This is a genomic window from Halomonas sp. IOP_14 (assembly GCF_021021315.1).
Lineage (GTDB): Bacteria > Pseudomonadota > Gammaproteobacteria > Pseudomonadales > Halomonadaceae > Vreelandella > Vreelandella titanicae.
This window is the reverse complement of record NZ_JAINWD010000006.1, coordinates 22,835-35,051: the sequence shown is the minus strand read 5'-3', so window position 1 is coordinate 35,051 and position 12,217 is coordinate 22,835. Positions and strand designations below refer to the sequence as shown.

At 57.6% G+C, this 12,217-nt stretch carries 12 protein-coding genes; all 12 read right to left on the bottom strand.

Annotated features, from left to right (window positions below; all coding sequences use genetic code 11):
• Positions 1–141: 141 nt before the first annotated feature.
• The 12 genes from K7H09_RS06005 to K7H09_RS05950 all read right to left on the bottom strand — a co-directional run bounded on the left by K7H09_RS06005 (position 142) and on the right by K7H09_RS05950 (position 12,195).
• The gene (locus K7H09_RS06005; protein ID WP_009288402.1) at positions 142–756 is read right to left on the bottom strand and encodes a hypothetical protein; all 615 of its coding nucleotides are present in this window, start codon (positions 754–756) and stop codon (positions 142–144) included.
• 226 nt (positions 757–982) lie between these two features.
• Entirely contained in the window at positions 983–2,386 is a 1,404-nt protein-coding gene (gene der, locus K7H09_RS06000) for a ribosome biogenesis GTPase Der (protein WP_022520083.1), read from the bottom strand.
• A complete protein-coding gene (gene bamB, locus K7H09_RS05995) occupies positions 2,383–3,552 on the bottom strand; it encodes an outer membrane protein assembly factor BamB (RefSeq protein ID WP_230804113.1) in 1,170 nt (389 codons plus the stop codon). Before bamB ends, der begins: the two co-directional genes overlap by 4 nt.
• Entirely contained in the window at positions 3,549–4,205 is a 657-nt protein-coding gene (locus K7H09_RS05990; RefSeq protein WP_027957429.1) for a YfgM family protein, read from the bottom strand. Before K7H09_RS05990 ends, bamB begins: the two co-directional genes overlap by 4 nt.
• A gap of 67 nt (positions 4,206–4,272) precedes the next feature.
• Positions 4,273–5,574 (bottom strand): histidine--tRNA ligase, encoded by a 1,302-nt coding sequence (gene hisS / locus K7H09_RS05985; protein WP_022520080.1) that lies wholly within the window; start codon positions 5,572–5,574, stop codon positions 4,273–4,275.
• A gap of 58 nt (positions 5,575–5,632) precedes the next feature.
• Entirely contained in the window at positions 5,633–6,748 is a 1,116-nt protein-coding gene (gene ispG / locus K7H09_RS05980; protein ID WP_039860545.1) for a flavodoxin-dependent (E)-4-hydroxy-3-methylbut-2-enyl-diphosphate synthase, read from the bottom strand.
• Positions 6,749–6,756: 8 nt separating this feature from the next.
• Positions 6,757–7,794: a RodZ domain-containing protein gene (locus K7H09_RS05975; RefSeq protein WP_230804111.1), complete on the bottom strand. Its 1,038-nt coding sequence runs from the start codon at positions 7,792–7,794 to the stop codon at positions 6,757–6,759.
• Between the two features lie 47 nt (positions 7,795–7,841).
• Positions 7,842–8,576, bottom strand: coding sequence for a type IV pilus biogenesis/stability protein PilW (gene pilW, locus K7H09_RS05970; RefSeq protein WP_022520078.1), 735 nt, complete (start codon positions 8,574–8,576; stop codon positions 7,842–7,844).
• 142 nt (positions 8,577–8,718) lie between these two features.
• Positions 8,719–9,903, bottom strand: coding sequence for a 23S rRNA (adenine(2503)-C(2))-methyltransferase RlmN (gene rlmN, locus K7H09_RS05965; RefSeq protein WP_009288408.1), 1,185 nt, complete (start codon positions 9,901–9,903; stop codon positions 8,719–8,721).
• Positions 9,904–9,992: 89 nt separating this feature from the next.
• Entirely contained in the window at positions 9,993–10,418 is a 426-nt protein-coding gene (gene ndk, locus K7H09_RS05960) for a nucleoside-diphosphate kinase (protein WP_022520077.1), read from the bottom strand.
• Positions 10,419–10,648: 230 nt separating this feature from the next.
• Complete coding sequence (locus K7H09_RS05955) at positions 10,649–10,975, bottom strand: HesB/IscA family protein (protein WP_027957427.1); 327 nt, start codon at positions 10,973–10,975, stop codon at positions 10,649–10,651.
• A gap of 29 nt (positions 10,976–11,004) precedes the next feature.
• The gene (locus K7H09_RS05950) at positions 11,005–12,195 is read right to left on the bottom strand and encodes an aminotransferase class V-fold PLP-dependent enzyme (protein ID WP_230804109.1); all 1,191 of its coding nucleotides are present in this window, start codon (positions 12,193–12,195) and stop codon (positions 11,005–11,007) included.
• Positions 12,196–12,217: the final 22 nt, after the last annotated feature.

The following is a 12,217-nucleotide window of genomic DNA, read 5'->3' as shown; positions in this document are numbered from 1 at the left end:
CACACAAGATAACCGCTGATAGCAGTAAATCAATCCCCCATCATAACCCACCTAGTGGTTGAGTATGGGTGCTGAATTGAGTCCCCTCTGAACCAAGGCTAGGCCGCAGACGATTGGCTGCAAGCTCCTAGACATAAACCCTTAGCGCTGGGGTACTAGCTGCCCATCGGCACCTACGTTTAAGCGAATTGTCGGCGTTAATAATCCTGACGGTAGTTTCATACCCAACCCGCGTAGATCCCCAGGCGTGATGGCCAGTTGACTGCCAGGCGGTAGCTCGCCTTGAGACGCCAACTGGCTGGCAAGCTCCAGCATGGGGGCCAGGCGTTGGGTGTCGGTGGCGAGTACATCAAAGGCAACCGGTAGGCGTAAATTAGCATCATCGCCAGAGGTCAGCGTGACGTCCTGTTCATAGTTCCCTTCCACAGGATCAACGCCCGGCATATCCAGCGCCCAGCGAAAGCCTGACATCTCCACCGGTGGCATGCCCGCAGGTAAGCCCAGCCCCATGGCAATGGTGGCCTGAACGGGCAGGCTACCGGCACCAAGGCTAGACGCAATCAGGCTGGTTAAATCGCTGGTGTCTAGCCCCGCATTAATGCTGTAAGGGCCAATGCGAACATCCTCAACCCCCAGAGAGGTCACCGCCAAACGAAACGCAAACAAACCGGTTTGGGGGAGGGCGAGACAACCCGTGAGTAGGCTGGCAACGCCAAACAAGGTCAGCCAGCGCCAGTAGCGAGCAATATAAAGCATAAGATAAGAGTCCCCTTAAGTAGGACGTAAGCAGTGGGGTAACGACGCTAAGTGTAAAGTGCTGATGCAAGCTTGTTAGCTTCGGGCTAATAAGCGCGGCTATTTGAGGGCTGAAGCTATTTTCTGTCAACAGAATTTACGTGTTCAAGCGCCTATTTAAGGCTAGAACCAAAATGCCCGCTTGATGATACAAGCGGGCGAATTCAAAAGGCAGCTAATAAGGCGTTTAACGACGGCTTTTACGCGCCTCTTTGGTGCGATTAAGCTCGCGCTTTTTAGCTTTCTCTTTGTCGCTGGCGCCCGCCATGTCATCGAACGGGTTACTGCCCGAGCGGAACTCAAAGCGAATTGGCGTGCCGCGTACCTTGAGCACCTTGCGGAAGGTGTTGGTCAAATAGCGACGATAGGCTTCTGGCAACGCCTCGGTTTGGTTGCCGTGGACGACGATAATCGGCGGGTTGCTGCCACCCTGGTGAGCCATCCGCAGTTTAATGCGTCGACCGTGCACCATCGGCGGTGGGTTTTGGCTTACCGCGTCCTGTAGCAGGGTAGTGAGGCGGTTGGTCGACCAGTGGGCGTTAGCGGCGTCAAAGGCGCGATCAATCGAGGGGTAGAGATCCCCCACTGCCGTGCCGTGTAGAGCAGAGATGAAGTGCAGCTCGGCATAATCCGCAAAGCCCAGGCGGCGCTTCACTTCAGTGCGCATTTTGTCCTTGGCTTCGGTCTCCAGGCCGTCCCACTTGTTGACTGCAAGCACCAGGGCACGACCGGTGGTCAACACGTAGTCGAGCAGGTGCAAATCCTGCTCCACCAGACCGCTGGAGCCATCCAGTACCATGATCACCACATGGGACTCTTTGATCGCATCCAGCGTCTTGATGATGGAGAATTTCTCGGCGATTTCGCGCACGTTCTTGCGCCGCCGAATACCCGCGGTATCAATCAGCACATAGGGCTTGCCGCGGCGCTCAAAAGGAATCTCGATAGCATCGCGGGTAGTGCCCGCCTCATCAAACACGACGACCCGATCTTCGCCCAGCAGGCGATTGACCAGAGTCGATTTGCCCACGTTCGGGCGGCCAATCACGCCGATGCGAACGCCTTTACTGCCGGTGTCGGCAGGAATGCTGGCATCGCGCTCCGGAAACGGTTCGAGCACCACATCGATCAGGGTGGAAACGTTGCGCCCGTGGGCGGCAGCAATTGGCCAGGGGTCGCCTAGGCCGAGCGACCAGAAGTCGCCCATTGCCGAATGCTCTTCTAACCCATCGGTTTTATTCACCACCAGCCAGGTTTTTTTCTGGTTAACCCGCAGGTGGTTGGCAATCGCCTGGTCAGCGGCGATAAGGCCGGCGCGAGCGTCGACCATAAACAGCACGATATCGGCTTCATCAATGGCGGCGAGTGACTGCTCTGCCATAGCGGCATCGATGCCTTCTTCGTCACCGCTGATACCGCCGGTATCAATCACGGTATAGACCTTATCGCCCAGCATGCCATTGCCGTACTTACGGTCGCGGGTGAGGCCAGGAAAGTCGGCCACCAGTGCATCACGCGAGCGCGTTAGGCGGTTAAACAGCGTCGATTTGCCCACATTGGGGCGACCGACTAAAGCAATGACGGGTGTCATGGAGTTACTTCCAGGGTTTCCAGGCGACCATTGTTGGCCTGGACATGAATGGTGCTGCCTTCAGTGACCGGGCGTACGCTGATGCCCGAGCTGTGCACGCGAGTGCGACCCACGATATCGCCTTCGCGAGCGTCGATCAGGTGAACATAACCTTCAAAATCGCCGAACACTAAACGGCCATCGGCGAAGGCGGGGGCGGTCAACCAACGATCTTCTAAATCGTCGTTGCGCCAAATTTCGCGGCCGTTGTTAGCGTCGAGGGCGACGACTTGGCTGTCATCGGTGACCACAAACAGGAAGTCGCCGACCAGAATCGGGGTGTGGCGACTGGAGAGATCCGCTTCCCAAAGTACGTCGCCTTGAGTTGCTTTCAGCGCCACCACGCGGCCGTTATAACTGGTCACGAACAGGCGGCCATCGGGGCTGATGATCGGCTGGCCGGAAAGATCGACCAGGCGTTCCACTTCACTACGCCCTTGGGGGGTGGCAATCTGCATTTCCCATAGCGGTTGGCCGCTGCGGTTATCCAGCGTGGCCAGGCGGCCATTGGCCAGGCCAACAAAGCTGACTGGATCAATGACCATCGGTGTACCGGTACCGCGCAGGGTGAGTGACGGCTGCGAACTGGTGTATACCCAGCGCTCTTCACCAGTGGCGCGATCCAAGGCAGTCACACGGCCATCGACACTTTGCACGACCAGCAGTTGCTGGTTGGCCTGGGGCGCGGCAAGCACTTCGCTGGATACCCGCGAGCGCCATTCTTCGCTGCCGTCACGTTGATCCAGCGCGATCACTTCGCCGTTACCGGTGGCCAGATAAACCTGACCGGCAATTGCCGTTAGTGCGCTGGAAATAGGGGTATCAAGGTCGATTTCCCACTTGACGTCGCCGCTGTTGGCATCCATCGCCATCACCACGCCCTCGACATCGGCCGCAAACACGGTGTCGCCTTCACGGGAAGGCGCGATGGGGTAACGGGCATGGCCCAGGCCATCGCCCACGTTGCGCCGCCACTGAGTTTCCAGCGAGGAGGTCTCGTCGAAACTACGCAGCTCTTTGGGGGTATAGGCAGGCTCGCCTTTACTCGCGCAACCGACCAGCAGTGCCAGCGACAGCGCGCCTAAGCTAGCGCGTACTAGCTGTTTCGTTGGGATACCAAAAGTCATTGTGTCGCCTCCTCAGCGCCGAGATCGTCAAGCTTGAACTGCACGCCGTAAAGCGGCTGGTCTTTGGTTTGAGACACTTCTAGAGCGGTTTCCCAGGCATCGCGGGCCGCCTCGGTGTCGCCTTGGGCGGCGAACGCATCGCCGCGCACGTTAGCTTTTTGGGCCGCTAGCGCATCACTAATCGGCTCGTCTAACAGCGCATGCGCCTGTTTAGGGTTACCGTCGGCAAGCTCGATACGGGCTAAACGTAGCCACGCCAAGCTTTGCACATAGCGGCGCGAGGAATCGGCTGCGCTTTCCAGTGCGGTGCGTGCTGCTTCCAAGTCGCCTTGCTGAACAGCCAAGCGGGCGTCGAGCAGCAGGGCGAGTTCGGCGTAGAGCGTATCGCCATGCTCGTCGGTTAGTTCGCTAACCATTTCCCGCGCGCTTGCTAGTTGCTCCTCGTCAAGCTCGTTGCCAGCGGTCATATTGACTAACTGCTGATAGCGCATGGAGGCCGCTTCAGCCTGGCCTTGCTGATAGTTCTGCCAGGCATTCCAGCCGAACACCCCGGCCGCCGCCAGGACAGCGCCTGCAATCAACGACATGCCGTTCTCTTTCCACCAGCGCTTGACGGCGTCTAGCTGTTCTTCTTCGCTTCTCAGCTCCACCACGGGCGGGCTCCTTTCTTCTAAAGTCGTATGTTTAGACCGTCGCATGCAAGCAGGCAGCCTGCAGGGCTTATGCGTTAGCCGTTAAAAGCTCGCCCAGCGTGCGGCCTAATGCGGCTTGAGGAACGCTTTGCTGTTCGCGGTCATCGCGCAGAAACTTGACCGTTGCCGACTGCGTCGCGATTTCATCTTCACCGATCAGTATGGCTATCGTAGCAGCGCTCTTGTCGGCTTTTTTGATTCGGCTTTTAAAGCTGCCGCCGCCGCAATGAAGCTGTAGACGCAGTTCAGGCAGCTCGCCACGCAGTTGCTCGGCCAGGGTGATCGCTGCCGTGGTGGCGGTATCATCCATGGGCAGCAAATAGACATCGCAGCCGCCAAGGGCGTTCTCAGGAATCAGTTCCAGGGTGTCGAGCAGCAGAATCAGCCGCTCAATGCCCATGGCAAAGCCCACCGCTGGGGTAGGCTTGCCGCCCAGCTGTTCGACCAGGCCGTCGTAGCGTCCGCCTGCACATACGGTGCCCTGGCTGCCCAGCGCAGTCGTGGTCCACTCGAACACGGTGCGGCAGTAGTAGTCGAGTCCGCGCACTAAGCGTGGGTTGATCACATAGTCAATGCCTGCTGCTTCAAGCATCTTAGTGAGCTGCTCAAAGTGTTCCTGAGATTCGGCATCCAGGTGATCCATCAACTGCGGCGCGCCGTCGAGCATCTCCGCCATGGCCGGATTTTTGGAGTCGAGAATACGCAGCGGGTTGCTGGTCAAGCGGCGCTTGGAGTCTTCATCGAGAGCATCTAGGTGCTGCTCAAAGTAGGCCACCAGCGTATCCCGGTAGGCTGCCCGCGCCTCTGATGAACCTAGCGAGTTTAGCTCCAGGGTAACGTGCTCCATCAAGCCGAGTTCCTGCCACAGGCGCGCTGAAAGCAAGATCACCTCGGCGTCGATATCCGGGCCATCAAAACCGAAGGTCTCGACGCCGATTTGGTGGAACTGGCGGTAACGGCCTTTTTGCGGACGCTCATAGCGAAACATCGGCCCCTGGTACCACAACCGCTGAGTTTGGTTATACAGCAGGCCGTGCTCCATGGCCGCGCGCACGCAGCTGGCAGTGCCTTCGGGACGCAGGGTCAAACTCTCGCTGTTGCGATCATCGAAGGTGTACATCTCTTTTTCGACGATATCGGTAACTTCACCGATAGAGCGTGCAAACAGCGCGGTTTGCTCAACGATAGGCGTGCGGATTTCATTAAAACCGTAACGCAGCATTAGCTGGCGTACTTTGGCTTCAAAAAATTGCCAGCGTGGGCTATCGCTGGGCAGTAGGTCGTTCATACCACGAATGGCTTGAATTTTTTTAACGGCGGACTTGCTCAAAGAAAACTCCTTATTCTGCCATCAGGCGTGGTTCACCCAGGCTGGCAGCCAGCCCCAGCTAAACGCTGCGGGCAATCATATCGTCTTGCTGCTGCTGTTTTTCGCGCACTTTTTCGCGAATCAGCTGCTCGAGATCATCTACCAAGTGGTCGTTGCGCAGCTTGCTGGCGGGCTTGCCGTCGATATACACCAGGTTAGCGGGACTACCGCCGGTCAGGCCGATATCGGTCTCTTTGGCTTCGCCGGGGCCATTGACCACGCAGCCGATCACCGAGACGTTGAGCGGCGTCATTACGTCTTCCAGCCGCTCTTCGAGCTGGTTCATGGTGTCAATGACGTCGAAGTTCTGGCGCGAACAGCTGGGGCAGGCAATAAAGTTGATGCCTTTCGAGCGCAGCTTGAGGCTGCGGAGCATATCAAAGCCGACCTTGATCTCTTCCACCGGGTCTGCTGCCAGCGAGACGCGGATCGTGTCGCCGATTCCGTCCATCAGTAGCATACCCAGACCAATCGATGACTTGACCGTGCCCGAGCGCAGACCTCCCGCTTCGGTAATCCCTAAGTGCAGCGGCTGCTCGATGCGTGCGGCAAGGTCGCGATAGGCGGCCACGGCCATAAATACATCCGAGGCTTTGACGCTGACTTTGAAGTCGGGGAAATCCAGGCGATCCAGGTAGTCAATATGGCGCATGGCAGACTCCACCAGCGCTGCTGGCGTGGGTTCGCCATATTTCTTCTGCAGGTCTTTTTCCAACGACCCTGCGTTGACGCCAATCCGGATCGGAATGCCATGATCGCGGGCCGCGCTAACCACCGCGCGTACGCGGTCTTCACGGCCGATGTTGCCTGGGTTGATGCGCAGGCAGTCGACGCCGAGTTCGGCGACGCGTAGGGCAATTTTGTAATCAAAATGGATATCGGCAACGAGCGGTACATTGACGAGTTTTTTGATCTGACCAAAGGTTTCGGCGGCGTCCATATCGGGTACTGAAACGCGTACGATATCCGCACCGGCTTTTTCCAACTGTTGGATCTGGGCCACGGTCGCGGCGACATCCAACGTGTTGGTATTGGTCATGCTTTGAACGGCAATGGGGGCATCACCGCCCACCGCGACGTTTCCAACCTGAATCTGGCGGGAATGGCGGCGTTTTATCGGAGAAGGGGCGTGCATAAGACGGGTCACTCTCCCAAGGTGAATCGGGCAACATTGTTGGCGCCTGCGCGGGCGGGAAGATCAACTTCCTCGCCTTGGTAGCGCAGCTCAACGCCGGTGGCATTACCTACGGTTAAGCGAAACGGAGGCTCACCCTCGACGGTTGTCGAGGTGCCGGGCGTTTGTAGGCCCACGAAGACGCGCTGGTTGGTGGCATCAAAAATTTCCGTCCACGACTGCTCGTTAAACGTCAGTTCGAGGACGTTGGCATTGGCGGTTTGCTCGGCGGCAGCGTTTTGTTCGCTATCAGTGTCGCTCTCTTCAACACTGCTTTGCTCAGGCCTGCTAGGCTCATTGCTATCGTCGGCGGTGCTGGCCGTATCGGTGGTGCTATCCAGTGCGGATTCGTCGAGGCCAGTCACTGCGTCAACATCAGCTTGATCGCTGGGCGCTTGTTCTTGCGCAGCCGTCGGTGAAGGCGTGACGTTGGTGGCATTACTGGGCAGCGTCGCGCTTTCATCGCCACTGGTGAAGCTTGAACCCGTACTCTCTGCTGTTTCAGCGGGTTCACTGGTCGGCTCTGCCGGGGCGGTAGCGGTCTCTTCCGGGGAGGTTGAGCCAAAGCCCGGCGGCTCATTGCCACCCCGGCTTTGCCACCACATCACGGTCACCGCGATAAGACCCACAATTACCAGCAAAGTCACCAACTTGAACAGCCAGGCGCCAATACGGGAGGGTGGCCTCGCCGTGGAGACCGGGGTGACTTGGCGTTCGGTGTCGCTACCGCCGCTGCGGGCTTGATAAGCTTCAAGCACCAGCCGGTCATCCATGCCCAGGTATTTAGCGTAAGAGCGCAGGTAGCCGCGTCGATAAGCGGCGACAGGGATTTCTTGGTAGTCATCCTGCTCAAGCCCTCCCACCACGGCGGGGCGCAGGTTGAGCGCCCGGGCCGCATCGGCGAGCGGAATACCAAGCTGCTCGCGCTGGCGAGCAAGAAGTTCGCCAGGAGAGGCGCTAGTGTTAGGGCTATCAATGACGCTTTCTTGTGACTGTGTATCGCTCATGGCTGAGCATCCTTCATTAAATAAGCGGTGATCAGGGCGTCAATCAGTCAGTCGTTGCCAAGCAGGCGCTGGTATTCGGCGGCGACGCTATGCTCGCCGCGTGAATGAGCGATATCAACCGCCATTCTTAGCGCTGCTTGGTTGGGCTCGGCGAGCTGTAAATAGGTTTGCAGCGGTGCCCAGGCCTGAGAGTAATTGCCCTGCGAATATTCGAGTTCAGCTAACATTAAATAGCCGCGTGAATTACGCGGATCAATACTTTGCGCGCGCTCCAATCGAGCGCGCGCCTTATCAAATTCTTCCAGCGCCAGATAACACTGCCCTAAATTAGTAAATAGCTGGGCACGGTTGGCGTACTGGGCATCCTGTGATGCGGTTTCTAACTGCTCACAGGCGGCGTTTAACTGGCCCTGACTGAACAAGAACGCCGCATAGTTGTTGCGGGCGCGGGTGAAGTCAGGCTCGGCATTCACCGCCTGTTGAAAATAGTCGTTGGCAAGTGCACTTTCGCCCTGGCGTTGATAAACCAGTGCCAGTGCTTGCAGCGCTTCTGCATGGTGTGGGGCAATTTCAAGTGCCCGATCCAGTGCGTTGAGAGCGCGGGGAAGATTATCGCGCTCTAAATAGGCGACGCCAAGCTGGGTATAGGCTTCTGCCGCCGCGGGGGTAGCTTGTGGTGAAAGGTTGTTGGACGAGGCACAGCCGGCTAGCCACAAGCTACCGATAAGCACGGTGAGCATGGGCACCCGCGATGGGTGTTGGCGCCTGCGGTGAGCGATCATGTAAATCCTCTTGTAGTGAACGTCCAACTGCGAGTAAGGCAATACATACAAACAGCAGTGCTAATCTAAATAAAAACCGTGACCATCAAAGCGCCGTGCCAAGCGGAAGTCAAGATAAGCCCGGTTTTCGACACTCCACCCCCTAGTCCGCGTCGAGCTGTACTGACTGGATATAGCGCGCGCTGCGTTTGGTGCGGTCTTTCACGCGACCAACGAGCTGGCCACAGGCAGCATCAATATCTTCACCTCGGGTTGTTCTAACCGTGGCGTTGTAGCCTAAATCATACAACCACTGTTGGAAGCGCATAACCTGATTACGCGACGGTTTTTCGTACCCAGAGTTTGGGAACGGGTTAAACGGGATCAGGTTGATCTTACACGGCAGCTCTTTAAGCAATGCAGCAAGCTGCTCGGCGTGTTCCTGCTGATCGTTGACGTCCTTGATCAGCGTGTACTCAATGGTGACCTGACGATTGTCCGGGCATTTGGAAAGGTAGCGGTGGCAAGCATCCAGCAACGCGCGAATATTGTACTTACGGTTGATGGGCACCAGCTCATTGCGCAACTCGTCCGTAGACGCATGCAGCGAAATCGCCAAGCTAACGTCCATTTCATCGCCGAGCTTGTCGATCATCGGCACCACGCCAGAGGTCGACAGCGTCACGCGGCGCTTGGACAGGCCATAGCCGTTGTCGTCGAGCATCAGCTTCATGGCAGGTACAACGTTATCGAAGTTGAGCAACGGTTCGCCCATGCCCATCATCACTACGTTGGTCACCGGACGGTTCGCCGTATCACGCCGCGGGCCAACGCTGCGCTGAGCGACCCATACCTGGCCGATAATTTCAGCAGCGGTTAAGTTGCGCTGAAACCCCTGCTTGCCGGTGGAGCAGAAGCTGCAGTCCAGCGAGCAGCCGACCTGGGAGGAAACGCATAGCGTGCGGCGCTTACCGTTCTCCGCCGGGATCAGTACCGTTTCTACATAACTGCCGTCTTCCACTTCCAGCACCCACTTACGGGTGCCGTCGCTGGAAGTACCCTCATAAATCACCCCTGGGCCACGAATTTCTGCCAGCCGGGCCAGTTTTTCACGCAGTGCTTTGGAGAGGTTCGTCATGGCAGCAAAGTCATCGCTGCCTTCCTGGTGAATCCACTTCATTAGCTGCGCGGCACGGAACTTCTTTTCGCCGATCGACAAAAAGAAGGCTTCCATCTGCTCGCGGGACATGCCAAGCAGGTTTTGACGCTCAGGCGTCGCTTTTGCAGCAGGCTTGCTGGCGGCGTCAGTATGTGGGGCGGGCGTGTGTTGGGCTACAGTGGTGGTCATGGCGGTCAGCGTTATAGAAAGGGGCGGGGGACTAGCCCCCGCAAAATGGCCGGCAACGAAAGTTGATTCGGCGGCGCTACCTTAAAGGCTTAGCGCGGGCAGATTTCGTCGTTGCCAAAGAAGTAGCTAATTTCGCGCTCAGCGCTTTCCGGAGAATCAGAACCATGGACAGCATTGGCGTCAATTGTTTCCGCAAAATCGGCGCGAATAGTGCCGGGTGCCGCTTCTTTCGGGTTGGTCGCACCCATCAGGTCACGGTTTTTAGCGATGGCGCCTTCACCTTCAAGCACTTGTACAACCACCGGCCCAGAGGTCATGAAGCCAACCAGGTCTTTAAAGAACGGACGCTCTTTGTGTTCTGCGTAGAAGCCGCCAGCCTTCTCTTCAGAGAGATGAACCATTTTGGCTGCGACGACTTTTAGACCCGCTTTTTCGAAGCGAGCAATGATGTCACCGATAGCATTCTTGGCAACGGCATCAGGCTTGATAATAGAAAGAGTGCGTTCAGTAGCCATGTAAATGGTCTCCTTAAAAAGGCTTAAGCAAAAAGTGCCGCCCTAGAAGGCCAGGGCGGCCCAGAAAATGATTCAGTTAATAGCGCTTCGGCAGCTAGCGTTTTTAAACGCTAATGTGTCAAAAAAGCATGCGGGCGTAACCCGGCTGCCTGCGCTTGTGTATCCAGGGGCGTGATTATAGCGCTTAAGCCGGGGGATGAATACCGGCGATGAAGCTGACCAAGCAATGCTTAGACGGTAAAGCTCTCACCGCAGCCACACTCATCTTTGACGTTAGGGTTGTTGAAGCGGAAAAAGCGGTTCAGCCCTTCGCTGACGTAATCCACTTCGCTGCCGTTAAGCATCTCTACCGCATCGGGAGTGACATAGACGCTGGCACCGTGGGCTTCAAAATGGACTTCTTCGTCGCTGACGGTGTCGGCAAAATCGAGCACGTAGCTATAGCCAGAGCAGCCGCTTGGCTTGACCGAGACGCGCAGGCCGAGGCCTTGGCCGCGCTCGTCGAGCACGTGGCGGATCTGTTGTGCGGCAGCCGGGGTAATATTGAGTGTTGCCATCATGAGGCGTCCTCCTTAAAAATAGTCAGCTAGTCAGCCGCTTGACGGGGCGGTGTACGTAAACCGCTCACCGCATGGCGTATGAGCGTTAGCGCATGATCAATGTCGGCTTCGGTGGTAAAGCGCCCGAAGCTAAAACGCAGCGATGAGAGCGCCAGCGAGCGTGGTGTGCCGATGCCGAGCAGCACATAGGACGGGTCGACGCTGGCCGAGTTGCACGCCGATCCGGTGGAGACCGCTACATCGCGCAGCGCCATCAGCAGTGACTCGCCGTCGACACCTTCGAATGCCAGATTGAGAATGTTGGGTACTGCTCGCTTTTCAGTGTCATTCAGCGGCGTGTTCGAGAATACACCGTCAAGTCCCTCCAGGCCACGCAGAAAGCGCTGCTGCAAGCCCATAATATGGGCGTTGTCTTCGTCGTACTGCTGCTGCATCAGCGCAAAGGCTTCACCCATGCCAGCAATTTGGTGTGTCGGCAGGGTGCCAGAGCGCATACCACGCTCATGGCCACCGCCATGTATCAGCGCCTCAACGCGAATGTCCGGGTGGCGCTTCACATACAGCGCCCCGACGCCTTTGGGGCCGTAGGTTTTATGGCCGGACAGCGACATCAGGTCGATCTGCTGAGCCACTACGTCTAAGGGAATACGCCCCACCGCTTGGGCAGCATCGGTATGAAAAGCCGCGCCAAACTCATGGGCAACGGCCGCTAGAGCCGAGATATCGTTGATACTGCCCAGTTCGTTGTTAACCGCCATTAATGAAACCAGCGCGGTGTCATCGCGCATCGCTGCGCGCAGCTGTTCGGGTTCAATACGGCCATCCTGGCCCGGCGTTAGCCAGGTAACCTCAAAGCCCTCTTTCTCCAGCGCATGGGCAGTGTCAACGATGGCTTTATGCTCAATCGTCGAGGTCACCAAGTGTAGGCCACGCTCGCGGTTGGCGCGCATAAAACCAATCAGCGCTAGGTTGTCAGCTTCTGTGGCGCCGCTGGTCCAGACGATCTCTCTCGGGTCGGCGCCAATGGCATCGGCCACCTGGCGGCGCGCCTGCTCAATCACCTGCTCTGCCTGCCAGCCCAGCATATGGCTGCGCGAAGCCGGGTTGGCAAATAGCTGGTCAACCGTCAGGTAGCGTTGCATAACCTCAACCACGCGGGCATCCGCCGGCGCGGTGGCGGCGTAATCCAGGTAAATGGGCAGCGTGGGTGTGGTCATCGTTACGTTCCAGCGGTTGATC

Coding starts and splice junctions, on each gene's coding strand:
- K7H09_RS06005 (WP_009288402.1), bottom strand. CDS start 756: ATGCTTTATATTGCTCGCTACTGGCGCTGGCTGACCTTGTTTGGCGTT.
- der (WP_022520083.1), bottom strand. CDS start 2,386: ATGACACCCGTCATTGCTTTAGTCGGTCGCCCCAATGTGGGCAAATCG.
- bamB (WP_230804113.1), bottom strand. CDS start 3,552: ATGACTTTTGGTATCCCAACGAAACAGCTAGTACGCGCTAGCTTAGGC.
- ispG (WP_039860545.1), bottom strand. CDS start 6,748: ATGCACGCCCCTTCTCCGATAAAACGCCGCCATTCCCGCCAGATTCAG.
- K7H09_RS05975 (WP_230804111.1), bottom strand. CDS start 7,794: ATGAGCGATACACAGTCACAAGAAAGCGTCATTGATAGCCCTAACACT.
- pilW (WP_022520078.1), bottom strand. CDS start 8,576: ATGATCGCTCACCGCAGGCGCCAACACCCATCGCGGGTGCCCATGCTC.
- rlmN (WP_009288408.1), bottom strand. CDS start 9,903: ATGACCACCACTGTAGCCCAACACACGCCCGCCCCACATACTGACGCC.
- ndk (WP_022520077.1), bottom strand. CDS start 10,418: ATGGCTACTGAACGCACTCTTTCTATTATCAAGCCTGATGCCGTTGCC.
- K7H09_RS05955 (WP_027957427.1), bottom strand. CDS start 10,975: ATGGCAACACTCAATATTACCCCGGCTGCCGCACAACAGATCCGCCAC.
- K7H09_RS05950 (WP_230804109.1), bottom strand. CDS start 12,195: ATGACCACACCCACGCTGCCCATTTACCTGGATTACGCCGCCACCGCG.